This is a genomic window from Elusimicrobiota bacterium (assembly GCA_016218575.1).
GTDB lineage: Bacteria > Elusimicrobiota > Elusimicrobia > UBA1565 > UBA9628 > JACRDN01.
This window is the reverse complement of record JACRDN010000011.1, coordinates 64,984-88,550: the sequence shown is the minus strand read 5'-3', so window position 1 is coordinate 88,550 and position 23,567 is coordinate 64,984. Positions and strand designations below refer to the sequence as shown.

At 61.6% G+C, this 23,567-nt stretch carries 19 protein-coding genes and 1 tRNA gene; 12 read left to right on the top strand and 8 right to left on the bottom strand.

Features of this window, described 5'->3' with window-relative positions:
* Positions 1–9: 9 nt before the first annotated feature.
* Positions 10–2,127, top strand: coding sequence for a glycosyltransferase family 39 protein (locus tag HY921_03075; protein MBI5629850.1), 2,118 nt, complete (start codon positions 10–12; stop codon positions 2,125–2,127).
* Here the strand turns inward: HY921_03075 and HY921_03070 are convergent.
* Positions 2,116–3,528: a glycosyltransferase family 39 protein gene (locus HY921_03070; GenBank protein ID MBI5629849.1), complete on the bottom strand. Its 1,413-nt coding sequence runs from the start codon at positions 3,526–3,528 to the stop codon at positions 2,116–2,118. The genes HY921_03075 and HY921_03070 overlap by 12 nt on opposite strands.
* Positions 3,525–4,472 (bottom strand): class I SAM-dependent methyltransferase, encoded by a 948-nt coding sequence (locus HY921_03065; GenBank protein ID MBI5629848.1) that lies wholly within the window; start codon positions 4,470–4,472, stop codon positions 3,525–3,527. The genes HY921_03070 and HY921_03065 overlap by 4 nt, the downstream gene beginning before the upstream one ends.
* A gap of 36 nt (positions 4,473–4,508) precedes the next feature.
* Between HY921_03065 and HY921_03060 the strand changes: the two genes are divergently transcribed.
* The 3 genes from HY921_03060 (at position 4,509) to HY921_03050 (ending at position 6,819) form a co-directional block, all read left to right on the top strand.
* The gene (locus HY921_03060; protein MBI5629847.1) at positions 4,509–5,519 is read left to right on the top strand and encodes a trypsin-like peptidase domain-containing protein; all 1,011 of its coding nucleotides are present in this window, start codon (positions 4,509–4,511) and stop codon (positions 5,517–5,519) included.
* Positions 5,520–5,785: 266 nt separating this feature from the next.
* The gene (locus HY921_03055) at positions 5,786–6,580 is read left to right on the top strand and encodes a CPBP family intramembrane metalloprotease (protein ID MBI5629846.1); all 795 of its coding nucleotides are present in this window, start codon (positions 5,786–5,788) and stop codon (positions 6,578–6,580) included.
* A 32-nt stretch (positions 6,581–6,612) separates the two neighbouring features.
* Complete coding sequence (locus tag HY921_03050; GenBank protein ID MBI5629845.1) at positions 6,613–6,819, top strand: hypothetical protein; 207 nt, start codon at positions 6,613–6,615, stop codon at positions 6,817–6,819.
* A gap of 76 nt (positions 6,820–6,895) precedes the next feature.
* Here the strand turns inward: HY921_03050 and HY921_03045 are convergent, their stop codons facing one another.
* Positions 6,896–7,189 (bottom strand): hypothetical protein, encoded by a 294-nt coding sequence (locus HY921_03045; protein ID MBI5629844.1) that lies wholly within the window; start codon positions 7,187–7,189, stop codon positions 6,896–6,898.
* A 14-nt stretch (positions 7,190–7,203) separates the two neighbouring features.
* Positions 7,204–8,601 (bottom strand): M20/M25/M40 family metallo-hydrolase, encoded by a 1,398-nt coding sequence (locus tag HY921_03040; protein ID MBI5629843.1) that lies wholly within the window; start codon positions 8,599–8,601, stop codon positions 7,204–7,206.
* Between the two features lie 32 nt (positions 8,602–8,633).
* Between HY921_03040 and HY921_03035 the strand changes: the two genes are divergently transcribed.
* From HY921_03035 to HY921_03020, 4 genes are read left to right on the top strand one after another with little or no spacing between them, the layout of a single operon-like run.
* Entirely contained in the window at positions 8,634–10,568 is a 1,935-nt protein-coding gene (locus HY921_03035; protein MBI5629842.1) for a glycosyltransferase family 39 protein, read from the top strand.
* A complete protein-coding gene (locus tag HY921_03030; protein ID MBI5629841.1) occupies positions 10,565–11,656 on the top strand; it encodes an LptF/LptG family permease in 1,092 nt (363 codons plus the stop codon). Before HY921_03035 ends, HY921_03030 begins: the two co-directional genes overlap by 4 nt.
* A complete protein-coding gene (locus HY921_03025; GenBank protein MBI5629840.1) occupies positions 11,653–12,744 on the top strand; it encodes an LptF/LptG family permease in 1,092 nt (363 codons plus the stop codon). Before HY921_03030 ends, HY921_03025 begins: the two co-directional genes overlap by 4 nt.
* 2 nt (positions 12,745–12,746) lie before the next feature.
* Entirely contained in the window at positions 12,747–13,622 is an 876-nt protein-coding gene (locus HY921_03020) for a M28 family peptidase (GenBank protein ID MBI5629839.1), read from the top strand.
* A 6-nt stretch (positions 13,623–13,628) separates the two neighbouring features.
* Here HY921_03020 and traF read toward each other — a convergent pair whose 3' ends face one another.
* Entirely contained in the window at positions 13,629–14,870 is a 1,242-nt protein-coding gene (gene traF, locus HY921_03015) for a conjugal transfer protein TraF (protein MBI5629838.1), read from the bottom strand.
* A 250-nt stretch (positions 14,871–15,120) separates the two neighbouring features.
* On the bottom strand, positions 15,121–17,505 hold the full coding sequence (locus HY921_03010; protein MBI5629837.1) for a hypothetical protein: 2,385 nt from the start codon (positions 17,503–17,505) through the stop codon (positions 15,121–15,123).
* A 171-nt stretch (positions 17,506–17,676) separates the two neighbouring features.
* Between HY921_03010 and ychF the strand changes: the two genes are divergently transcribed.
* From ychF to HY921_02990, 4 genes are all read left to right on the top strand, one after another.
* A complete protein-coding gene (ychF, locus tag HY921_03005; GenBank protein MBI5629836.1) occupies positions 17,677–18,744 on the top strand; it encodes a redox-regulated ATPase YchF in 1,068 nt (355 codons plus the stop codon).
* Positions 18,741–19,916, top strand: coding sequence for a 23S rRNA (uracil(1939)-C(5))-methyltransferase RlmD (gene rlmD / locus HY921_03000; protein MBI5629835.1), 1,176 nt, complete (start codon positions 18,741–18,743; stop codon positions 19,914–19,916). Before ychF ends, rlmD begins: the two co-directional genes overlap by 4 nt.
* A 5-nt stretch (positions 19,917–19,921) precedes the next feature.
* Entirely contained in the window at positions 19,922–20,974 is a 1,053-nt protein-coding gene (locus tag HY921_02995) for a glycosyltransferase family 4 protein (GenBank protein MBI5629834.1), read from the top strand.
* A gap of 11 nt (positions 20,975–20,985) precedes the next feature.
* Positions 20,986–21,060, top strand: a tRNA-Arg gene (locus HY921_02990).
* 150 nt (positions 21,061–21,210) lie between these two features.
* Here the strand turns inward: HY921_02990 and HY921_02985 are convergent.
* Together HY921_02985 and HY921_02980 are read right to left on the bottom strand one after the other, a co-directional pair.
* Entirely contained in the window at positions 21,211–22,812 is a 1,602-nt protein-coding gene (locus tag HY921_02985; GenBank protein ID MBI5629833.1) for a hypothetical protein, read from the bottom strand.
* Between the two features lie 118 nt (positions 22,813–22,930).
* Positions 22,931–23,398 carry a hypothetical protein gene (locus tag HY921_02980; protein ID MBI5629832.1) on the bottom strand — a complete coding sequence of 156 codons (468 nt, stop codon included), beginning with the start codon at positions 23,396–23,398 and terminating at the stop codon, positions 22,931–22,933.
* Between the last annotated feature and the right edge of the window lie 169 nt (positions 23,399–23,567).

Here is a 23,567-nt window from a genome sequence, read left to right as displayed (position 1 = left end):
TTCTCATGGATGGAGCAGACAACCTCCGAGCGCAAAGCCTTGGCTCTGGGGTTGATCGGGCTTTGCGTTTTTCTCGCCCTGCAGGCTTTGGAGCTCAAGCACTACATCCGCGCCGAGACCCGGCCGCCTTCCTGGGACCAGGCCATACACCTGGAGATTGCCCTGGATTACCGGGACGCCTTGAAAACGGGCCGCTGGGCCGGGGCGTTCCTCCTGCCGCCCAAGCCCGGGATGCCCCCCTTTCCTCCCCTGTACCACCTGGCGCTGACGGCCGCTTCTGGGGGAGAAAATCCCGCGGGCGCGGCCCTGTGGGTCAATTGGTTCTATTTGGCCCTTCTCTGCCTGTCGCTTTTTGCCGTCGCCTATGAATTCCGGCCCGATTTGACCGCCCTGGCCGCGGCTCTGATCTTCGCCTGCTCTCCCGCCGTTCAGGAATTGCTGCTCACCCAGCTTGCCGACTTGGCCGTGGCCGCTTGCGCCGCCGCCGCCTATTGGGCGCTGGTGCGCTGCGATGACTTCAAGAACTGGGGAGCCTCCTTGGCCTTCGGGCTTCTCTGCGCGGCCGGGATGCTTCACAAATGGAGCTTTTTCAGCTATCTCATTCCCGCCCTCTATCCCTTGGCCAAGGGCTTGGGCGAGCGCCAGAGCCGCCCCAAGGCCGCGGCCGCGGCGGCGCTTGCGGTCTCCATCCCCTTCCCCTGGTATTGGGCGCACGCCCCGGTGCTTCTGCCGCGTCTGGTGGGCGCTTCCCGGGATTTCGGAGTGCCCTTCTGGCAGTCCTGGGCTTTCCTGAGGTATTTCAGGCTCATGGCCGATGGGCTCGGTCCCTTCTTTTGGGTCTTGGGCCTATCCGGGATTTTCACGGCCCAGTATCCGCGGCAATGGCGCAAGGCCTGGCTCTTCCCGGCTTGGGCCGGCTGTTCCTATGTTTTCTGGAGCCTCGTGCCCAACCGGCAAATGCGCTTTCTCGTGCCCGGGCTTCCGGCCTTGAGCGTGGCCCTCGTGTCGGCCTGGCCCAAGCCAGTGGTTTGGTCCCTGGCGGCCTTCCAGTTTTTCTCGGCCGCCAATTTCGGCGCGGGGTGGATCTCGAGGATCGTCATTCCCATGCCGTTGGCGTCCCTGGTCGTCCTTCCCAGCCAGCCTCCCCGCGGGGAGGATTGGCGAATCGCCGACGTCCTAATGGAAGCGTCTCGCCTCAGAGAGTCGGGTTCGCCCATATCCAACCTGACCGTGGTCGCCAACTCGCCTTACTTCAACGGGCCTAATTTCACTTGGATGGCCAAGAATCTGAAGCTGTCCCGGGTCAATATCCGCGGGGTCAACAAGCGCTTGTGCGAGTTCTCCGAGTTCGTGGTACTCAAGACCGGGGAGCTCGGCCCGTCCGAGGTCATCTCCGGCCTTCCCGAGGCCTCGCAGACCATTTTAAGGAAAGACGGCTGGTTTTCCCGGGCTTACAAGGAGGTCAAGAGCTGGCCTTTGCCGGACGCAAGCTCGGCCGTTCTCTATCAGAGGCGGCGGCCCTCCTTGCCTCCCTTCCGGGAGAAAGGCTTCCGGTTCCAGTATTACGCCTCCAGCGCCCTCGAGGCCGAGGATTTGAGGATCGAGTTCGGGCCTTGGGAACCCGAGGCCGCGGCCTATTCCTGGGTGAGAATTTCAGCGGGGAAGGCTTTCCTGCACGGCTTGGAGCTCGGGCGCCTCTCGGTCGAGCTCCAGGATGTGCTCCTGGTCCCGGCCGGGGAAGGGCCGGGCCTCACTGACGACGTCCGGTTCCTCAAGATGGGGAGGCTCAAGATCGTCTCAGTCGAGGTCCAAGGAGGCGCGCTCAAGGCTTTCCTGGAGCGCCGCATTCAAGGGCTCAAGCTCGAGCGCTTGGACTTGGACCGGACGGTGCGCTTGGCGGGCTTATTCAATCACGTGTCTTTCTCGGCGGAGCTGGCTCTAGCCCTTCCCGGGCAAGTCTTTGTGGCGGAGCTTATTCGGGCTCGGCTTGGAGCGACTCCTATCCCTTTAGCGGCCTTCCCTCTTTTGAGGAGTTTCTCGTTGCCTCTGGAGCCTAGCCCCGAGACTCCCTTCGCGCTAGGAGTCCCGGGACTCACCGCGGCCTCGGGCCGGCTCTCAATCCCGTAGCTTGAAGACCAGCAGACCCTCTCCATCGTGGACGACGGGGAAGCGCGCGTAGAACCAGCGCGCGTAGAACCCGTCCCGGTCCGCGAAAACCCCGTCCTTGGCCGTGGCGAAGAACTTGGCGCCCTTGCGGATCTTGTCCTCGACGCGGCCTATCTCCGACTCGCCGGTTTCGCGCAAGTCCCAGGACCAGCCCCTGCGGTCTAGGTAGTAGAGATAAACCGAGGACGCCCTCTCATTGCAGAGGAATAAGTCTTGGGGGGAGCTTACTTCCCGGGCGGTCTTCCCGGCGTTCAGAAGGAAGGGAGACCCCACGCGGTACCAGTGCTTGATGCGCAGGGCCGAGTGGACCGGGACCGAGAGGGCGAGAAGGCAAAGCCAGGCCCACGCCCGCTTTCGCTTGATCTGCCAGAGACCATGGCCCATCAGCGCGGCGTTGACGAGGGCGAAGGGCAGCGAGGTGTATTCATGGTGGAAGGTGTAGCCGCCTCCGGCGACTATATATAGCGCCAGGCAGGCAAGCCAGACTCCAAAGAAGAGTTTCTTTCTCTTAAAAATCAACTCCTTTCCTCCCAACAACAGGAGGAAGGTCCCGCCGTAGGTCGCGGTGAGCTCGGGGAAGCGCGAGAGGAATTGAAACTGCACGAAGTAGGCGAGCCTCCCGTATTCCAGGATTTGCCAAAATTCTCCGGGATGGGAGGGAACCACGTACACGCCGCGGCTGGCGAAGCGGTACCAAAACGCGGTGGCGCCCAACGCCGCGGCCGGGGCCAGCCACAGGCTCGGCCGCCGGAAGGCCTTGAGCCCTCCTTGAGCCCAAGCCAGGCCCGCCAGCGGCCCCAGGATATAGAGGTAGGGGAGTTTGTGGGAGATGGCGATAAACGCGGAGAACGAGGCGGTTATCCATTGAGAGGCGGCACCTTCCTTCAAATAGCGGCTCCAATGGTAGAGGGCGGCCATGCTCGCCAGGAGGGCCAGGGCCTCTGGCTGTATGGTGCGGCCGAAGTAGACCTCGAGCGGGATGAAGCAGAAAAGGAGGCTCCCGTAGAAAGCGGCCTCCTCTTCCAGCTCTCCTTTCAGGAATTCGTATAAGTAGATCGCGGTCAAGGCGGAAAATAGGACGGACAGTATCCTGCCCCAGACGTCGCCGATCCCGCCCAGGCCCCACAAGAGGCCGGTCAGCCACATGTAGAGGGGGAACTCCGTGGCGGCGCGGCCCCGGTAATCGCCTTCCCAGTCTATTTGCGGATTGAAGAAATCAAGCCCGTTGCGGTGGTAGTTGCGCGCGATGGCGGCGGTGTTGACCTGGCGGTGGTAATGGTAATCCAGGGGCGGAGAAAAGAGCCCGTAGAGATGGGGAAGAACGGAAGCCAGGAGGATGAGGGGCCAGCGCAGGCGTCTCATCGCTTGACCGCGTAGACCTCGATGGTGCCGCCCCGGCGCAGGGCCGCCTCGGCCACGGTCATGAAAAGGCTCAAGGGCAGGAGCAACGGCAATAAGGCCAAGGTCCCCAGGGCCTGGAAGGGGTGCCGGCGGATGCGGATGGTGCGCGCGCTGCGGTTCTTGAGGAGGGCGTAGAGGAAATTGAAGTCGAAGCCCAGCAGGTTGTAGAAGCTCTGGAGCCAGCCGTAGGGGTTCTGCTCGAAGCAGAAATGGTCGAGCTTGACTATTCTTAAGCCGTGGCGGGAAAGCAGGGCCTCCAAGGAGCGGCTTGCGAAATGCGTGTAATGGCGCGGAACGTCCAGGTGAAACCAGTTCTTTCCGAAAAGACGGGCTTGGAGACTTTCCCGGTTGGGGACGGCCACGGCCAAAAGCCCACCGGGCTCGAGAAGCCGGGCGGCCTTGGCCAGCGCCGCGGCGGGCCTCGGGAAATGCTCAAGGGTGTGCCAGAAAACAACGGCCTTGAACCTTCCATCGGGGTGGGCCGAGCCCAGGAAATCGCCAATCTCGACGGCAAGCCCGAGGCGGCGCTTGGCGTGCCAGGCCGCGGTTTCGGAGAGCTCGATGCCGTGCGGCTCGTAGCCGAGGCCCCGCAGGTAGCCCAGTAGGAACCCCCGGCCGCAGCCCACGTCCAGGACCGGGCCGGGGGAGGTCCTGGCGCGCAGGACCTTGGCCCGGCGGCGCTGGAAGAGGTGGGTCATGCGCTCGAAGATCGCGTTGAAGCGGACGTTTTCCTTGCCGTAGTAGGTCTCGGGATACCAGGAGCCTATCTCGGCCTCGGGAACCGGCGGCCAGGTGAAGCCAAGGTCGCAGTTCGAGCAGCTTCTGATCGAGAAGCCCGGCTCCATGGAGTCGAATTCCTTGGAGGAATTCGAGGAGCCGCAGGCAAGACATCGTGGAGCAGTCATGTAACGCTGGAGGGAAATTTTATATAAAATTAGCCTATGACTGCAGGATTGGCGCTGGCTTTCGCTCTGTCCCGGGCTTTCCTCGCTCCAGTAGCCGCGCTTTTGCCCGATGAGCTCAATACCATCAACGTGGTCAAGGAAGCCTCGCCCTCCGTGGTCTTCGTCACCAACATCGCCATCGGCCAGAACATCTTCATGGACGAGTTCGCCATCCCGCAGGGAAGCGGCTCGGGCTTCATCTGGGACCGCGAGGGGCACATCGTGACCAATTTTCACGTGGTCCAGAACGGCGACGAATTCCTGGTGACCCTGAAGGACCAGACTCAATTTGCGGCCAAGCCGGTGGGGGTCGAGCCGCGCAAGGACATCGCGGTCTTGAAGCTCGTCGCGCTCAAGAAGCCCGTGCCCGCCTTGAAGCCCGTCAAGCTCGGGCAATCCGAGACTCTCCAAGTGGGCCAGCAGGCCATCGCCATCGGCAATCCCTTCGGGCTCGACAACACCGTGACCAAGGGCATCGTGAGCGCCTTGGGGCGGGAGGTCGTCGGTATCGGGGGTGTGACCATCCACGACATGATCCAGACCGACGCGGCCATCAACCCCGGCAATTCGGGCGGGCCCCTCCTGGACTCCGGCGGCGAGCTCATCGGCATGAACACCATGATATTCAGCCGCAGCGGCTCGAGCTCCGGCATCGGCTTCGCGGTGCCCGTGAGCCTTATCCGCAAGATCGTGCCCGAGCTCATAAAGAACGGGCGGGTGGTCCAGCCCGGAATCGGCGTCATCGTCTTCACGGACCGGGAGAAATACCAGTTCTTCGGGGACATAGACGGCGTGGTCGTCCGCCACGTGCGGCAGGATTCCCCGGCGGCGCGGGCCGGCGTGCGCGCCGGCGACGTCATCGTGGGCATCGACGGCAAGCCCGTGCGCAACTACGACGACCTCTACGGCGCCCTCGAGAACTACAAGGTGGGCGACAGCATCATTTTGCGCACCTTCCGCGACGGCAAGAAGAAGTCGGCCCGCGTCGAGCTTGTCAACGTCTACTAGCGGCCGCCGGCGCGTTCCGACGACGAAGCGTATGCGCGCACGGAGGAGGAAGGGCGGGCCCTGGTACGCGAGATTCTGCGGGCTCCGGCCGATGTCTTGCCGGACAAGCAGGCGGGTGTGCTGAGGGTGCTCCTTAATGGACTGGCCAATCCGCGAAGCAATGCTGCCGTGGCGCACCTGTGCGAGGCACTTAACGAGACCGAGACCAGGTATCCCGGGACCCAGCTACGTCTGCGCTACGAGTCCGGATTTATTTTATTGGCAGCATGAACTGTCTCATTGACATTCTTCGCCGGTTACTCCCTCCAGCTTTTGCTATCGCATTTGTCCACGCGGTCTACTTCGCCTATTTCCGGTGGCTCCATGCGGGATTAAAATACCCAGACCTCTTTCCAATCATGTTCCTGGCCATATTTCTGAGCTGGAAGTTCATTATCCGTAAGCCTGTGACAGATTTAGGCATTGTGTTCTGTGATAAGCAGAGGTTTATGAATGAATTCCTGCGGGGTGTCCGGTATGGCGCTCTTGTGACCGCCATATCCCTTGCCTGTGCCGTGTTTGCAGGCCAAGTGCACATCAGTTTAAACATGGAGAACCTGCGGAGATCTGGCTACGGGCTTTTTCCGGCGGCAGCTTACCTGATTTTCGTGCCTATCTCGGCTGCTTATGAGGAGCTCCATTACCGTGGCCTCTATCTGGGAGCCTTTTCGGGCAAATGGGTACCCTTTCTAATGGTACCGCTTTCCTCTGCTGTGTTTGCCGCCGTCCACCTAGAAGTGCTCCATCCCCCCGTCTACGCGGGCATGCTTTTCCTAATCGGGATGCTTCTAGCGCTCATTCGCTGGCGGACAGGAAGCCTTCTGGTCTGTATCGGATTCCATTCTGCGTGGAACTACATTTTGGTGTGCCTAGCGCCCTTCTTTAACGAGACAACTGAGAGATATCTTGAGTTCGTCCCGATCACGTGTTATATTCTGGGACTCGTGCTCCTCTGGGAGGTTGTATTTCTTGCGCGAACAGGATTTGTTCCATCGATTTTAGCCACGGGTCAGGAGCCCTGAAGTTATCCACAGAAATTTCCCGGGAAGTTTTGGTGGATAAGTCCGTCCTGCCGGCTGCGGAGTCCGAGGCCACGGAAGAGCAGATTCGGGTCATGCCCGACAGGAGGCAGGGCTTCAACGCGTCCTTTAAGTCGGAGTTCACCGAGGTGAGCCTCGGCAAGGGCCGCGGCGGCGCTGGATGTCCCGTAGTCCGCATGGCGCTCCGGGCGCAACACGCGGCGTCCTGTATTTTTGACTAGATTTTTCGAGTCAAAAATGCAGGGCCTCTGCATTTCCTCCCGAGGGTCGACTGGAGGGGTAAAAAGTTCAAGTCTCCTATGTTCCTTGGACGAATGCGATGAAAAGAAGCAGCTCGAGCACGCTTATGATCGTGACCATTCCGTAGAAGCGGCTCCAAGTTTTCCACTCAAGCCACTCCCATTTTTGGATTGAGCCATAGACGGCCAAACCGTTCACGACGGCGAAGCCTATGCCGGCGGGAACAGCGAACCATAGAAATCCGCCGCGGGCCGCGGCGGCGATCAGCGGAGGAGCAAGAAGCAGGACGCTGAAGACGAAAAGTCTGGCGAAGCTTTCCCAGTCCACTCCCACCCTCGCGACTTCCCGCATCGAGGAAATGCCCGCTATTCTCGAACCATCGGACGGGAATTAGCCAGCTCCCGGTAGAGGTGGATCGTGCCGAGGATGGAGTTCAGGAAATCCCCGAGGTGCAGGCTCTCGTTCTCGCTGTGGGCGTTGGTGTAGGGGTCCTCGACGCCGATGAGGAGGGCCGGCGCCCCTCCCAGAACCTTGGAGAAAGGGCCCACGAAGGGAATGGAGCCGCCGCAGCCGATGAAGGCGGCCTCGCGGCCGAAGCCCTTGGCCATGGCCTGGGCCGCGGCTTGGAACACCGGGCTTTCCGGATTGGTGCTCCAGGCCGGGCCCAAGGTCTCGTTGGAAAATTCCACTTTCACGCCCCAGGGAGCGTGCTGGAGCAGGTGCTTTTTAAGCCGGGCCAGGGCGTCCTTGGGCTGGATTTTCTCGACGATCCGGAGTCCCATGTGGCACCAGGCCGCCTCGTTGATGATATTGGCACAGTCCTTGCGAGAGGAGGCCTGGATGGCGTTGACCGAGAATGACGGCTTAAACCACATCTGGCGCAGGAGGTCCTTGCCGTTAAGGACCGTGGTCTTAGAGAGGACCCCAGACTGCTTGCGGAAGTCCTTCTCGGAATAGCGCAGGGACTTGAGGCTTTTCTCCTCAGCCTTGGAGAGCTTGCGAACCTGGGAGAGTATTCCCGGCACGGCGAGCCGTCCTTGCGAGTCGGTCACCGAGGCGATCATCTTGGCCAGAGCCTGGACCGGGTCCACGAGCGGCCCTCCCCACATGCCTGAGTGCAGGGGATGGTCGGCCGAGCGCACGGTGACGTCCATGGAGACCAAGCCCCTAAGCGAGGTGGTGATGGAGGGGATGCCCACGTCGAAATTGCTGGTGTCGGTCAGCACCATGATATGGGCGGAGAGTTTTTCTCGATAGCGGCTTAGGAAAGCTTCAAGATGCTCGCTGCCTATCTCCTCCTCGCCCTCGATGATGACCTTGACGTTGACCGGGAGCGCGCCCGCCGTCTTCAAGTACGAGCCGATGGCGCTCAGGTGCACCACGACCCCGGCCTTATCGTCGGCGCTGCCGCGGCCGTAGAGCCTGCCGTCGCGCTCCTTGGCCTCGAAGGGAGGGGATTTCCATAGTTCCTCGCGCCCCGGGGGTTGGACGTCGTGGTGGGCGTAGAGAAGCAAGGTCGGGGCTTCCGGTGCGTGGAGCCAATCGCCGTAGACGTAGGGATGGGCGTCGGGCAGGCGCAGGATCTCGACGTTTTCAAGCCCGCGCGACTTCATGATGCCAGCCACGGCCGCAGCACTATCCTCGAGCGTGCGCGCGTCAAAGCCCGGGAAGCTCACGCTGGGGATGGCCACCAACCCCTTGAGGTCCGAGATGAAATTATCCTTGTTTTGTTTTGCGTATTCCAGGGTTTTTTCGAGGTTCATGCCGCCATTATACAAAATGCTAAAATCCATTGGTGCCGTCCATCGGCCCGAATCGCCGCGAAAAACTCCTGCTCTCTTTGGCTCTCGGCCTTTTTTCTTTGGTCCTTCTCGCGCCGGGGATCGGGAGCCCCTCCTCCTTTACCCACTACATGGAACACGCCTATTCCGCGCCCATTCCCCTGGAAATGCTGGGGCGGGGCGATTGGGCGACACCTTGGCTCGATGGCGAGCCGCATCTTTTGAAGCCGCCTCTTATGTGGTGGCTGATCCTGGCCTCCTACAAGTTTTTCGGGGTTTCGCTGTGGGCCATGCGCCTGCCCGCGGTCCTCTCCACGGCCGGGGCCGCGGTAGCCGCCTTGTGGCTGGGCTGGACTTTGGGCTTGGGGACTTCCCGGGCCTTGGCCGCGGCCTTGCTGACCGTGAGCTCTGCCGGTTTTTTTAGTTCGGGGCGCATCGCCTTGATAGACGTGCCCTTGAGCTTCCTCATGATCCTGGCCTTCTACGCCCTGTCCCGGGCTTTGGTCAAAAGGGAAGGCCGTTGGCTTTGGGCCGCGGGGGCCGCGAGCGGCCTGTCCATGATGCTCAAGTGGCCGGTGGCTCCCGCCGTGCTCCTCCCGGCTTTGGGTCTTTGGATCCTGTGGCAAAGGGACTGGAAGCTGTTCAAGGAAATGGGCGCCCCGGCGGCCGGGGGGGCCGCGTTATGTTTGGCTTTGGCCCTTCCCTGGAATATCGAGATGGCCCGGCTCTACGGGAAGCAGTACTGGGACGTGGTTTTCCTGGGGGAGATGTACTCCGTGAGATTCCTGACGAGCGGCCACATCCCCTTGGGGGTATTTATCCTCATGTGCCTGGGGGCGGTTCTGCCCTGGACCTTGCTTCTCTTGTCCACGATTCGGGGGGGAAGGTCCATCGAGCCCGAGGATAAATGGATATTAACCTGGACCGCGGCGGCCTTGCTTCCCTTCCTCGTCCAGAAAACCAAGACCGAGCGCTACGTCCTCTTCATGATCCCCGGCCTCATGGTTTGGCTCTTGAGGCGCTGGGATTGGGGGCGCCGGCCCTGTCTTTGGGCGGCGCGGCTGACCGCGGTCTTGTTCGCCGCGATGGGAGCGCTCCTGCTGGGCTTTTCTTGGCGTTTTGGCTTCGCCAGGGGAGCGTCCGCTGTTGCCTGCGCGGCCGCCGCAGTCTCCGCTTGGGCTTTGCTCCGCGGGAAGGACTTGGCTTTGGCCGGGGGCGGGGCCGCGGTTTTGCTCTCGGCTGTTTTCGGATTCATCCATCCCCGGCTCGGCCAATCGGAGATACCGGAGGCCGCGGCGTCCGGACCCGTGTCCGTATTCGCCAGGACTTACCATGGCTTGGCTTGCCTGCCGGTCCTGGCGAAGCGATCCCTTTGGAGCTTCAAGGACATATCGTCCCTCCGGCTGGCCTTGGCCCGGGGGCATGACCTGGCGCTCTGCGAGGAGGATATGCCGAGGCTGGAGGCCTTGCTGGAGGCCCTGGGGGGTGCCGGCCACCGGGTCAAGGCCGAGTGGACGCAGGGTGCTTTCATGAACCGGAGCCTGGGCCTCTTTCGCAGGCGCTGCTTTCTCCTGTCGGGGTTCTACTCGCCCTCCGGTTTCGAGCCCCCGGGCCGTAGATTCTTCGAGCCTCGCCTGGCGGTCAAGGCCGGCAGCTATCTGGTCTCGGTTTCGCTCAGCTGCGAGGACGGCTGCGAGAAGGACCTTGGCTTCAAGGAAATGGGCTGGATCCTCCTGCGCAGCCTGGACGATAGATTCCGAGTCCACCCCGCGGTGTACAAGCGGGAGCTTCTGCGCGCCAACCCGTATTGGTATACTTGGCCCATGATTCTCGATAAGGACGAGGTCATAGAAGCCCAGGCCCAGCCATGGCGGGAGGGCTACACCCTCAATTTCCGGGAATTGCGCCTGGCCCCCATCCCCAGAGCCTTGGCGTTGAGCTTGAGATGATCACGATTCTGCCGCGCTATTTCCTGCGCAGCTTCCTGCCCTCTTTTCTGATCTGCCTCGGGATATTCTCGGGCGTGCTCCTCATGAACCACTTCCTCAAGATTTTCAACATGGCCGTGATGCGGGGGATTTCCCCCATTTGGATCGCGGCGTGCTTTACGCGACTGATTCCCTATGTGCTTAGCCTGGCCATTCCCATGGCTTACCTCGTGGCCCTTCTATTGACCTTGGGCCAATTCACGGAGAGGGGGGAGGTCCTGGCCCTGCGCGCCTCGGGATTCTCCTTCTTTGACATGACGCGCGCTTTCCTCGCGGTCGGGATGCTCTTGTCGGGAGTTCTCTATTACCTAAACCACAAGGCAAGCCCCGAGGGCTTCCATTCCTTCAGGAACCAGTATTCCTTGGCGGCCCAGCAGATCTCCCGCGTGGAGCTCGAGCCGGGGGCCTTCACCCGCCTGGGCCCTTGGAAGCTTTACGCCCGCTCGGTCGAGAAGGGCTCCGGGAGGCTTGAGGGAGTCTACCTGGTGCGCCTCAAGGCTTCCCAGAGTGCTCTGCGCGTGGAGGCCCGCCGGGGCCGCTTCAAAATAGAGAAGGGCGAGGGCATGACCTTGGAGCTGGAGGACGGCCGCCTGCAGCTTCCAAACCTCGACCCCGACAAATACACCTCCGGGACTTTCTCTCGCTACCGCTTGGAGGTTCCCTGGAGCGGGGGGCTCCTCGCGGACCGCAAGCCCGACATCCAGGAGCTCAACTCCCGGCGGCTTAAGGCCATGGCCCGCGATCCGGCGACGCCCCCGGCCGAGCGCAGGCTCTACGCCGTCGAGCGCAGCCTGAGAAGTGCCGCGGCGCTCTCCCCCTTCGTCTTCTTTTGGCTCGCCGTGCCTCTGGGGCTCAGGCTCACGCGCCACAGCCGGGGGTTGGGCTTCGCCCTCAGCCTGGTGGTGCTGTTTTCGTTCTACGGGCTCCTTGCCGTGGGCATCGGGCTCGGGCGGCGGCACGCCGGCTTCTCCGCGATCGGGCCCTGGATCGCCGATGCCGCGGGCCTGGCTCTGGGCGCCTTCATGGCCAAGAGGAGCCTCGCCCAGTGAGCTCTCGCGTGCGAATATTCACGCTCTATATGGGAAAGTCTTTTTTCCGACCGTTCTTTTACGGGCTGGGGATTTTCTCCATCCTCATTTTCCTGGGCCACATGTTCGACAACATGAACCACCTCGTGGCGAGCAAAGCCTCTCTGGGGGAAATCTTGGAGTACCTCTGGCTCGAGGTGCCTTATTGGACCATCCGGGTGATTCCCATGGCCACGCTTCTTGCGGCCTTGGTCTCGATCACGGGCTTCGTCCAGAGCGGGGAATGGGTGGCGGTGCAGGCCAGCGGCTTCGAGATACGAGACTTCTGGCGGCCGATTCTGTGGTGCTCGTGTCTGGTCACTTTGTTCAGCTTCGCGGCCCAGGAGACCGTGCTCCCGGCCTGCTACCATAAGGCCCGCCAGATCTGGCGGGACCGGATACACCCGGAGTGGGAGTGGGATAAGTACTACGACATCGCCCTCATGGGGGGGCCGGAGCTGTTCCTTCAATCCCATCTGTTCCTGCCCAAGGCCGGGAGCCTGGAGAGGCCCCTCCTCGAGAAAATAGGGGCCGAGGGCGTGGAAAGCCAGCTCGACGCGCGCCTGGCCTTGTGGAACGAGGGCCTCGGGCGCTGGGTTTTTTACGACGGGGTGGAGCGGCTGTTCACCCAGAGGGGCGCGCTCGAGAGCCGATTCGCGCAGAAGGCCTCGGGGCTTTCCATCCCGCCGCGCCAGCTCATTCCCAGGACCCGCAATGCCGACGAGATGAGCCTGCGCGAGATACGCAGCTACCGCAAGCACATGAATCTCATCGGAGTCGAGGCCCGCGAGCTCGAGGTGGCCTCTCACGGCAAGCTTGCCTATCCCTTCGTCAACATCGTGATCTGCGCCCTGGGAATTCCCCTGGCCCTGCGCCTGCACAAAAGCCCCCGGATCGTCAGTTTTTGCGCGGCCATGGCGCTCTCGTTTTTCTACCTTTGGTTCATCGAGATCGGCAAGACCTTGGGCCAGGCCGGGGCCTTGGCGCCGAGCCTGGCGGCTTGGATTGCCAACCTATTTTTCGGGAGCTTGGCGCTGTGGCTTCTGCGCCGCTACTCCCAGCCCTTTTGACCATGCTCACCGCCTTAGCCTTGGCCGAGCTTCTTCGAGCCCACGTGGTGACTTTGTCCTCCCGCATCGGGGAGCGCAACGCCTCGCGCCCGGCGGCGCTCGCCGCGGCCCGAGACTACGTGCGCGGGAAATTCGCGGCCTACGGCTACAAGCCCGAGCTCGAGGCCTACGAGGCCGGGGAGCGGACGTACCACAACATCACGGCGTTGCTCCAGGGAAGCGCGCCCGGTGCTCCGATTTTGGTGATCGGCGCCCATTATGACTCGGCCGAGGGAACGCCGGGGGCCGATGATAACGCAAGCGGAGTCGCCGGGCTTCTCGAGCTTTCGCGCCTGCTCAGGAAAGCCCGGCCGCAGGCCTCTATCCTGTTCGCGGCTTTCGGGACAGAGGAGGAGCCTTACTACGGGACCGAGGACATGGGAAGCCATCATGTCGCGGCCCGCTTGAGAGCGGGCCGCGTGGAAGTCAAGGGCATGATTTGCCTCGAGATGATCGGCTATTACCGCAGGGAGCGGGAATCCCAAAGCTACCCGCCATTTCTAAAGTACTTCTACCCCAAGCGCGGGAACTTCATTTCCTTGATAGGCGACCGCAGGTCCAAAAAATTTCTGGCCCGCCTCAAGGGCTCTTTGAGGCGCAAGCCGGCCCTTCCCATCGAGGCCGCCTCCCTGCCGGCCTTCGTGCCGGGGGTGGATTTCTCGGACCACCGTAATTTCTGGAAGCAGGGCTGGCCGGCCGTCATGGTGACGGACACCGCGTTTTACCGCAACCCCCACTACCACCTGTTGACCGATACCCACGAGCGCCTGGACTACGAGGCGATGGCCAAGCTCGTCGAGAAGCTGGCCGCGGCGATTCAGGAGCTGGCGAAGGACTAGACGGTTTTAAGCTCCCCCGAACATGATCGCGACCTGGCCGGCCGCGCTCACGTTGTTGGGGAATTTCTGGGAGCTGCCCTGGCTCTGAACGGTCACCGTGGTGGGGCTCACCGCAGCGCCCAGGTCCACGATGACGTGCAGGAAATTTAGCCCGAAGCCGCCCGTAAGCGAGGTCTTGGCCGCGCTGTTGGCTAGGTTCCTGGTGATGCCCACGCGCAGGGGGATGTTGAGCCAGGAGCGGTTGAAGACGTTGATCTCGGTCCCGAGGCCGAAATTCCGGGAGGCGACGCCATTGACCGGCGTGAGGTTCCTCGTGAGATCCAGGTCGGCCGCGATGTTCCAGAAGTGGAGGGGGCTGATGGCGGCTCCGGCGCGCACGTTGCCCTGCAGGGAAACGTGGTCCCTCTCTCCGGCGTTTTTCGCCTGGTCGGGCTGGGTGAACTTGGGATTATTGATGTTGTGGGCCGTGATGCCGACGCGAGGCCTCATGGGCAGGACCGCGAAGGTTTTGTTCATGTCCCACAAGGCGCCCACGTCCACGCCCGGCTGGAAGCTTTGCTTGGCGCCGCTCAGGAAATTCTTGAAGGCTCCCGAGGTTCCGGCGTCGGTGCGCAGGACGAAGAGATCGTAGTAGGCGGCCTTTCCCACCAAGCCCTTGAGGTTGGCTCCAATGAGAAGTCCCGGGAGGAAGGGCACTTCCCTCCCGTAGCCCACGCCGATCTCGGTGACGGAGAGCCCTCGCAGGATGATTTTCGAGTTGTTCTGGTTCTGGAGAAGAGCCGTGGCGCCGGTGTTGACGGTGTCGGCCACCGGGATGCCGCCGGCGTAGGCGAAATTGTTGACGAAGACCACGACTTTCTTGATCTTGACGCTGGCGCCCACCCCCACGTCGGCCCGGATGCCGCTCTCGGGGGCCGCGAACTTGTTCAAGGCCGCGTTGATGTTGGCCGTGGTGCAGGTGGCCGCTCCCGCCTGACAGTCCTTGCCGAGCTGGTTTAAGTCGTTGGCGCCCTCGATCATGGTGCCGGTGATCTCGGCGTGGGCGCTCACCGGGACTTGAAGCCCCGAGGGGTTTTCTACCTGGCCTAGCCCGGCCGGGTTCCAATAAGAGCCGACGCCTCCCTGGCCCATGGCCACGCCCGCCGTCCCCATCCCCATCGCCCGGGCTCCGAATACGTGCCACTCAGTGGCCGAGACGCTTTGCCCGATCAACGCCAATGCCGCCGCCAAGGAAATTTTCTTCATCATGGGCGGTATTCTAACAGACCGTTGCACAAGCGTCAATAGGATGTCATCTCCATGTTCCCGGGCTTTTTCGAATTTTTGGCTTGCCAAAATGATGAAAAGACTGGTGAGCCCGCGACCGAGGCTTTTGAAAAGGTACTTCATCGTAAAGCCGTGAACGAGTGAGGCGGCCTGATCTGTAAAAACTGCTGCCTTTATATATATTTTCAGTCCAACTTTCGCCGGCGACAGTTCACGGACTTGTCTTGACGGCTTAATTCAATGCCTGCAGTCTGTGGACCAAGGTCTGGACGAGGCTCTGCGGCCCTTCGACCGAGATCAGAAAGTCCGAGCCGAGCCAATCCCGGTATTCCTTGATGTCGTACTTGAGCTTGTAGTAATCGCAGTACTTGCTGATCTCGTTGCGGATCTGCCCGCGGACGAGTATCCCGGCCCTGAGGGTGAACGTGGCCTTCGCCGTGGCCTCGGCGGCGGGTGAGGACTCATCAACGGACAGGCTTCGGACCGTAGGCTTGACCTTCACGGGCATGAGACGCGAGACAAGCCCCGTCACCGTGGTTTGGGCCGTGACCCCGTGGGCCTTGGCCGCGGCGATGATGGCCGGGGTGTTGGGGGCGTTGCCGCTTTGGTCCCGGTCCGCGATCAGTGCCAAATTGACGAACTGGGGGATGGTCCGCGGCTTGGCATAGAGGAGGACATGCAGGAGCAATGGGGCGGTGTAGGCCACGGCCTTGGCGGCGTCGCCCATGGAGCGCTCGATGGCCTTCAGGATCTTGACGGCGATGGCTCCCGTGATCTCCCCGAGCTCGTGCACCTCTTGGTTGGGCCCGCGGTACTGCTTGTTGTTGCTTTCCTCTTCGTTGCGCACCCAGCTGGGAGTTTCATTCTTGAAGAATCCCTTGCCCAGGATGAAGACTCCGCTGCGGAACATGGCGACGACGTCGCCCACGGCCTCGCTGAGCCTGCCGATCCCGCCCAGGGCATCGTCGAAGTTGTGGCCGTCCTCATGGCGGATCACCGAGATGAGAAGGGCCGTGTTGACGCATTCGTCGCTGGCATCGTAGAAGTTGATGGTGGCCATGGTGTAGTGGGCGTTGCAGGCGTCCTGGAGGTTGTTGTAGGCGCGGATCGCCCTCTTGACCCTCTCGTCGTTGCTGGCTCCATTTTTCTGCACCCAGTCCGCGATGTCGTGGTGCACCAGCCAGACGTTTACCATCCCCGTGAGCCTCACGTCCGTGCCCGCGTCGTTGAAGACCGCCGTGGTCTCCTCTCCGGGAATCAATTCCACCTCGATCCGGACATGCTGGGTCCCGCTTCGATCGAAGATGCTGAGGCTCGGGCCGGAAAGCTCGGCCCAAGCCTTGATCGGTTTCTCTCCGCGGGTGTCTATCTTGACGCGCCCGTCCTTGTCCGTGGTCACGGTCTTGCCGGCCAGGCTCGACTCCGCGTCGGCGGGGATGTTGATGGTGATGTAGGGCATGGGGCTGGTCTTGAGCGGTTGGGACTCTTCTGTGGTCTCCAAATCAACGCCCTTTCCCATGATCCGGCCCGAGGCGCTCTTGGCGTCCTGGGAGTCCGTTCCTTGGCGGCCGTCCCAGACGAAGACCTCCCCGGTGAGCCTATCGGCCGCGATGCGGTAGGGCTGGCCCTGGGCGTAGTAGAGGGAAACGGCCCTCCAGGCCTTCCGGTAATGGATGATGCGATGCCCCGCGGCCTCCAGGTTCCACTCGCCCCCTTCGGGGGGGCGACCGAGGTAAGCGATGACCTTGGACAGGAGTCTGTCGTCCTGCAGCGCGGTTTTGCCTGCTTGCTTGGGGCTTACCTTCACTTTCTTGAAGAGGTTGGTGACGGTCGCGTAGACGACGGCCCTGCCGTTTTCCACCTTCATGGCGAAGGCCAGCTGCGAATTGTCCACCGGCACGCCTTGGGCCATGCCGCTGGCGGTTACTATCTGACCCTCCTGCTCGAACAGCGCGATGATGTTGTCCGCCTGATCGCCGCGGCCCGGCTCGCGGTGGATGTGCACCTTGACGAGCTGGTTGCTCTCGACGCCGTACTTCGCCTTGTCCAAGTCCACGAGCCGGCGCAGGGCCTGCTCGATGGCGTCTTGGTCGTTTGGGTCTGCGTCGAGGACCTTGGGGGCCGCGTCGAAAATCCCCGGCTTCCAGGAGGGCCCGGACAGGAATTCATCGAAGCTGGCCGTGGGAACCGTGCGGGGATTGGGTGATTTGGGGGCCGGATCGGTTCTCCGGCCGTCGGGCAAGGACAAAGGCGGCCGGCCCGGCCGGAAGCCCGTGCCGAGGAAGCCCGCCAGGGCGGGCTCGCGCCGGGAGGCGGTATCGAAAATCCTCGTTACGGCGGAGACGCCGCGGGAAACGCTCTGCCGCAGGCGGTTTAGGAGCGGGGCGCGCGTATGAGTCGGTGCTCTTCCGGCCGCGGGCGTTTGCCCGCGGCCCACTCGGATCGCGAGGGTTCTGTGATAAGCGACCATGGCCGTGGGCAGAGCCAAGGATATCTTGGTTGCGGGCCGAGATGGGATTTTGGCCGCTTCGGCCCAAACCGAGGGGGCTCCGAAGGAAGAGGCGAAAAGGGAAGAGGCCAGGAGCAAAGAAGACAGCTTCTTGAGTGTATTTTTCATGGGACTGATTCTATGTAAACCCGCGTGATCCGGCGTGGGACCTAAGGGCAGGGAGGCCTTGTCAAAGGGCCCAGGGCCGGTTAGGCCTTCAGGTCCAAAAAGACGGACTAAAAATTTTATACTATAAGCGCTCCCTCCGCTGCGCGCCTCCTCGCGGAGGAGGCACGCTACATGGAGATAGGCATAGTCGGACTCCCCAATGTCGGGAAATCCACCATTTTCAACGCCTTAACCTCGGGCCACGCCGCGGCCTCCAATTACCCCTTCACCACCATCGAGCCCAACGTGGGGGTCGTGGCCGTCCCGGACGCGCGCCTGGGGCGTTTGACCGAACTTTTCCATCCCAAGAAAACGACCCCGGCCATGGTGCGCTTCGTGGACATCGCGGGCCTGGTCAAGGGCGCGGCTTCCGGCGAGGGCCTGGGCAACAAATTTCTTTCCCATATCCGCGAGGTGGACGCGATTCTGCACATGGTCCGGCTTTTCCGCGATCCCGACGTGGTCCACACCATGGGCTCGGTGGACGCCCGGCGCGACGTCGAGATCATAGAGATGGAGCTCATCCTGGCGGATCTGGCCAGCCTCGAGAAACAGTTCGAGAAGGTCTCCGGCAAGGCCAAGTCCGGCGACAAGGCGGCGCGCGAGGTCTTGGGCGTGCTCGAGAAGGTCAAGAAGGGCCTCGAGGAGGGCAAGCCCGCCCGGCAATTGGGGCTCGACCCCAAGCTCCTGCGGGATTTTTTCCTCCTCACGGCCAAGCCCATCCTGTACGTGGGAAACACCGACGAGAAGCCGGACCCCGCGGTGCTCGAGGATTTCCGCAAGTTCACGGCCGAGCGCGGCGCCGAGAGTCTGACCTTGTGCTCAAAGCTCGAGGCCGAGATCGCGGCCTTGGAGCCGGAGGAAAGGCAAGCCTTCATGGGGGAGCTCGGGCTCAAGGAAACCGGACTTTGTCGAGTCATCATCTCCTCGTATAGACTTTTGGGGCTGTGCAGCTATTTCACGGCGGGGGAGGACGAGGTCCGGGCCTGGACCATCCCGGCCGGCTGCAAGGCGCCCCAGGCCGCGGGGGTGATCCATACCGACTTCGAGAAGGGCTTCATCCGGGCCGACGTCTATTCCTTTCGGGACATCGACGCTCGTCTTAAGGAAGCCGTCCTGCGCGACAAGGGCCTCATCCGCTCCGAGGGCAAGGAGTACGTGGTCAAGGATGGGGACGTCTGCTTCTTTAAGTTTTCGTGAGCCCGCCCCGCTGCTCGCATTTCGGCTCCTGCGGCGGCTGCTCCCTTCAGGATCTCTCCTACGAGGATCAACTCTCCCTCAAGTTGGGGAAAGTGAGCCTGCTCCTTGAGCCCGTCGGCGCCAAGCCGGGCAGGATTCATCCCTCTCCCGATCCTTGGTTCTACCGCAACAAGATGGAGTTCAGCTTCGGCGACGTGTACCCGCCGATTCCGGGAGGGCCCTCCCTATATTTGGGGCTCAAGCCCAAGGGGCGCTGGTATCAAATCCTGGACTTGCGGGAATGCTTTCTCCTCTCTCCAGAGACGCCGGCCCTGCTCGAGGCGGTGAGGCGTTGGGCCGGCCGGGAGGGGATTCTTCCTTATAATAGCCGCAGGCACACGGGATTTCTGCGCCACCTGGTGGTCCGCGAGGCCAAGAACAGCGGGGAGCGCCTGGTCCTCCTGGTCACGGCCCCGGGCGCCTTTCCCGGAGAGTCCTTCGCCCGGGCCGTGAGCGAGGCCTACCCCGCCACGACCATACTGCGGGGGGTCAATGGGAAATCCTCGGACACGGCGGTGTCCGACTCCATGGAGATCTTGATGGGTTCCGGCGTGATCACGGAGAGCCTGCGCTTCCCGGAGGAGAAATTGAGCTTCCGCGTCTCTCCTCATTCCTTTTTCCAGACCAACACGCGCGGAACCGAGCTTCTCTACGGTCTTCTGCGCTCCTGGGCCAAGGAACTCGGCCCCAAGGCGATTTTGGACCTCTACTGCGGAGGCGGGGGCATCGCCTTGTCCTTGGCCTCCCTCTGTCAAAAGGCGACCGGAGCGGAGCTGCAAGCCTCCTCCATCGAGGACGCCAGGGCCAACGCAAGCCTCAACGGGATCAAAAACACCCAATTTTACTGCGGCGCGGTGGAAGTCTTGCTTGCCGCCTTGCTCGACATTGGGCCCGAGCTCGTGGTCTTGGACCCGCCCCGGGCCGGACTTCATCCCAAGGCCCTCGAGGTCTTGCTTTCCTGCCGGCCCGAGTCTCTCTTTTACGTCTCCTGCAACCCCGAGGCCTTGGCCCGCGACCTCGGGGCCTTGACCCGGTTCTACTCCATCGAGAGGGTCGAATCCGTGGATCTATTTCCCCACACGGATCACATCGAGACCGTGGCCTGGCTTGCGCGAAAGCGTGATACCATATGATGGACATGAAAAAGCGCGTCGCTTCGGCGCGGCTCTGCCTCCTGGGGCCTCTCTTGGGGGCAAACCCCGGTTGGGTCACGAGCCAGGGCGAGGTGCTGGAAGAGCTCCTGTCGCGGGATGGCTTTTCCGTTTTTGCCGCCTCGCGCATCCCCAACCGCTTCCTGCGCCTCTTCGACATGGGGATTTCCCTCCTGCGCTGGCGCCGGGACGTTGACGTCGTCGTCCTCCTGGTGTTCAGCGGGCCGGCCTTTGTCCTGGCCGACCTCATGAGCCTGCTCGCGGGACGTATCCTAGGCAAGCCCTTGATCTTGGCCCTCCACGGCGGCAACCTTCCTGAATTCGCCCAAAGGCACCCCGTCTGGGTTCGGCAAGTCCTAAGCCGCGCCGACGTCCTGTTGGCTCCCAGTCGGTATCTTTCGGAGTTCTTCAAAAACTGGGGGTTGGACGTGGAAGTCATCCCCAATGTTCTTGAACTTGGCCAGTATGGTTTCCATCCGCGCCGCGAGCTCAAGCCCTCCTTGCTTTGGATGCGCACCTTCCATCCGCTGTACCATCCCGAGTTGGCCGTGGAAGCCCTGGAGATCCTCAAAAAAACTCATCCCGGGGCGACCCTCACCATGGCCGGGCAGGACAAGGGACGCGAGGCTTTCATTAAGGAACTTGTCCGCGCCAAGGGTCTTGAGGGCTCCGTGCGCTTCTCGGGATTCCTGAACGCGGCGGCGAAAAGGAGGGAATTCACGGCTCACGACATTTTCTTGAACACCAACCGCGTGGACAACACCCCCGTGAGCGTCCTCGAGGCCTGCGCCTCCGGCCTGCCCGTGGTCGCCACCAAGGCGCCGGGGATCGCCTATCTCCTGGAGCATGAGAAAACCGGGCTTCTAGTGGAGAGAGGCGACGCCCGCGGCCTGGCCCAGGCCGCGGCCCGGCTTCTGGCCGAGCCCGAGCTTGCCGCCCGGCTTTCCCAAGAGGGCCGCGGGCTCGCCGAGAAGTCCTCCTGGCCTCGGGTCAAGCCGCTCTGGGAAGAGCTGCTGGGTCGTTTCCCTCATTTGCTATAATCTTTTTCCACGCGCTCGTAACACAAAGGATAGTGTGCAAGCCTGCGAAGCTTGATATCCAGGTTCGATTCCTGGCGAGCGCACCACTGGCCGCCCTGGGTCTTTTAAACGGGCGTATTCAGGGCAACGGCAGCGGCGAGTGGTGCCTCCTCAATATCCCCCATCACGGTGCCTCTTCCCTCAATGACCTGATAGACCAGCCGATGCTGGATATTGATTCGCCGGGAGTACATCGGCTAGCGCCCTGGAAAGTCAGTTTTTAGGAATGTTATGCGGGACCTGGAAGCGTTTCGATCATGGATGATGGCGGCATCGTGCGCTTTTAAGGTGAGGCCTGCGATCTTCAACGTGAGAGCGCCGCAGGCGTCTCCTTTACGCGCGGCACATTCGACGGCGGCATCTTCGAAGGCGCGGCCGCAATCCTTGAACCGCATCGTGCCGGTGACCATATTCGATACGATGGGAATAGAAATTTTCTCAACGACAAGACGTTTGTCCTGGGTTTCAAGCTTGAAGAGACCCTGGAGATAGGCGGCGGGAAAAGGGCTCGCGCCCGAGAGCATGGTGCCGGTAAGAAAGTCAAAATAGGTATTGACCCAGCCGCCAGCCTCCACCTCGTACGTCCAGCCTTGGCAAAAAGGATAGTCATCTAGGCGTTTCTCGATCTGGAGCTTCTCCGTGATGAAATCCTCATCGGCTTTAGAGACAAGACGTTTTCGCACGGCCCCATACATGCGACGCGTCTGGGCCTTGGAGAGCTGCGCGGTCTCCAGGATTTTTCTGAACAAGCTCCTGGCTCTCAAGTGGTTCTTAAAATCCGCACCATTGTCTGGGAAGGGGAAGAGCCTATCAGACCAGTCTTTCTTGCCAAAGACTTCCAGTACGCGTATCATGGCGAGGCCGTAACGATAAGTCATCTCTCCTCCCGCCATTCCGCTCAGATGAATCTGATTTCGGAGCATGGCGGGGCCATAATGGCGGCGATACCTCTCGATATCCTCTATCAGAGTTGCGGTAGACAGAGGGAAATCGAAATGGCTCTGCCCGGACTGCCGCTGCGCTTCTTCAAGCAACAACTCAAGACCGCGCAATTCGACAAAAACGGCCGATCCTTCGATGAGAAATTCCCAATCCTCGCCCGCGCTGATCTCCGGTTTTAACTTGGCCTTGCGCATTGTCTCAACTGCGGCAAGCTCTTGGATTCCGCTAGGGTTTGTCCTAGCAGCGGCGGTGTCGTTGGTCAGGTCGAAAAGCATCTTGGATTCAGCCGCAAGATCCTTGTCGTACTCGACCGTGCGAGGGATGCCCAGGAGGAACGTCCGCTTCATTTTTTCGATCTCGTCGTGATGGCCGGAGCGATAGGGGCCGCTCATTTGATAATAGTGGAAACCTTCATGAATAAAGGCCTGAATGCCATCAAGGAGGGATTGCTCTTGGCTGAAAGCGAATGTGACTGTGGGTATGCCTGCAATCATGCTGCAACACCGGGCACCCGGCAGGCTCTCTTTGGGATCTACTTGTCCTTTGTATATGGGCTTCCCATTGACGGTATAGCTGGTGGGCTGGAAGTTTCCGGGGCGGGGATGATTGATGAGATAAGCATCCCTGCTTGCGGGATCATAGACGAGAACTGGGACGTTTTCATACGGAATATGTTCATGCCAAACCTTGTCGGCGAAGATGGGCAGTAGTGAGAAAATCTTTTGGAAACCGCTAACTTGATAGGGGATGTCCGGCTCATTCCCGGATGCCGCCCGGCTCTCCTCGGGCGGAAAAATGCAGCAAAGCGCGGCTGCGAGCATAAACAGGCGCTCCGGATACGCAGGCATCCAGCGCATAAGAATGTATTCTACTTTTTTCTACTACATAGCTCGTGCTTGGGAAGGATGTTCCGCTCGCCGGAATACAACACTTCACCTGAAAGTTTATTCCGGTGGTCTTGCGCCTATTTCTACGTTAGTTGGACAACTCCCCGAGGCTCAGCGACGCCTGGACCGCCCCTTTCTTCAGGTAGAGCTTCCCGCCGTAGGCGGGGCCGGCGACCACGCGGAAGCGGTTGGTTTTGAGCGGGACGTTCTTGATGAGCCGCTTGCCGCGGTAGACGTTGGCGTTTCCTTCCAGGTATTCCCGGGCTGAGCCGTTGGAGACGAGTTCGTTGCAGTCCGGCCCTTTCACGCTCACGATCCCGCCCACCCAGGCCTCGGCGCGCCAGCCGTCCGGCCCGTTGAGGATGAGGAGCTTCTTGGGGTCTATCTGCACTTCCAAAGTCCCTTCGCAGCGGCCGCTGGCCGCGCGGCGGTACTCGCCTTGCTTGACGCAGGTAAGCTTTTGGGCTCCTTCCAATTCCGCGGACCGAGAGGGAGGCGCCGCTCCGGCGCCGACCGCGAGGATGAGTGCGAGGCATTTCCAGGAAATCTTCAACATCTGTACAGGATAGCGGCTCGGCTCTTAATTTTCAAGAGTGAATGCCTGGCACCGGCCCAGGGTCCCGGCCGAGGATAGGCCCATTCCCGTCGTATTATTGCCCTCCCGGCTTACGCCCTTGGCGACCAATATTCTTAACATTTATCCGTTAAATTTCTTTTCAGAGAGG

What these genes read in the sequence shown, in the direction of transcription:
- HY921_03075 (MBI5629850.1), top strand. Translation starts at nt 10, where the DNA reads ATGGAGCAGACAACCTCCGAGCGCAAAGCCTTGGCTCTGGGGTTGATC.
- HY921_03070 (MBI5629849.1), bottom strand. Translation starts at nt 3,528, where the DNA reads ATGAGACGCCTGCGCTGGCCCCTCATCCTCCTGGCTTCCGTTCTTCCC.
- HY921_03065 (MBI5629848.1), bottom strand. Translation starts at nt 4,472, where the DNA reads ATGACTGCTCCACGATGTCTTGCCTGCGGCTCCTCGAATTCCTCCAAG.
- HY921_03060 (MBI5629847.1), top strand. Translation starts at nt 4,509, where the DNA reads ATGACTGCAGGATTGGCGCTGGCTTTCGCTCTGTCCCGGGCTTTCCTC.
- HY921_03055 (MBI5629846.1), top strand. Translation starts at nt 5,786, where the DNA reads ATGAACTGTCTCATTGACATTCTTCGCCGGTTACTCCCTCCAGCTTTT.
- HY921_03045 (MBI5629844.1), bottom strand. Translation starts at nt 7,189, where the DNA reads ATGCGGGAAGTCGCGAGGGTGGGAGTGGACTGGGAAAGCTTCGCCAGA.
- HY921_03040 (MBI5629843.1), bottom strand. Translation starts at nt 8,601, where the DNA reads ATGAACCTCGAAAAAACCCTGGAATACGCAAAACAAAACAAGGATAAT.
- HY921_03030 (MBI5629841.1), top strand. Translation starts at nt 10,565, where the DNA reads ATGATCACGATTCTGCCGCGCTATTTCCTGCGCAGCTTCCTGCCCTCT.
- HY921_03020 (MBI5629839.1), top strand. Translation starts at nt 12,747, where the DNA reads ATGCTCACCGCCTTAGCCTTGGCCGAGCTTCTTCGAGCCCACGTGGTG.
- traF (MBI5629838.1), bottom strand. Translation starts at nt 14,870, where the DNA reads ATGATGAAGAAAATTTCCTTGGCGGCGGCATTGGCGTTGATCGGGCAA.
- HY921_03010 (MBI5629837.1), bottom strand. Translation starts at nt 17,505, where the DNA reads ATGAAAAATACACTCAAGAAGCTGTCTTCTTTGCTCCTGGCCTCTTCC.
- ychF (MBI5629836.1), top strand. Translation starts at nt 17,677, where the DNA reads ATGGAGATAGGCATAGTCGGACTCCCCAATGTCGGGAAATCCACCATT.
- HY921_02995 (MBI5629834.1), top strand. Translation starts at nt 19,922, where the DNA reads ATGAAAAAGCGCGTCGCTTCGGCGCGGCTCTGCCTCCTGGGGCCTCTC.
- HY921_02985 (MBI5629833.1), bottom strand. Translation starts at nt 22,812, where the DNA reads ATGCGCTGGATGCCTGCGTATCCGGAGCGCCTGTTTATGCTCGCAGCC.
- HY921_02980 (MBI5629832.1), bottom strand. Translation starts at nt 23,398, where the DNA reads ATGTTGAAGATTTCCTGGAAATGCCTCGCACTCATCCTCGCGGTCGGC.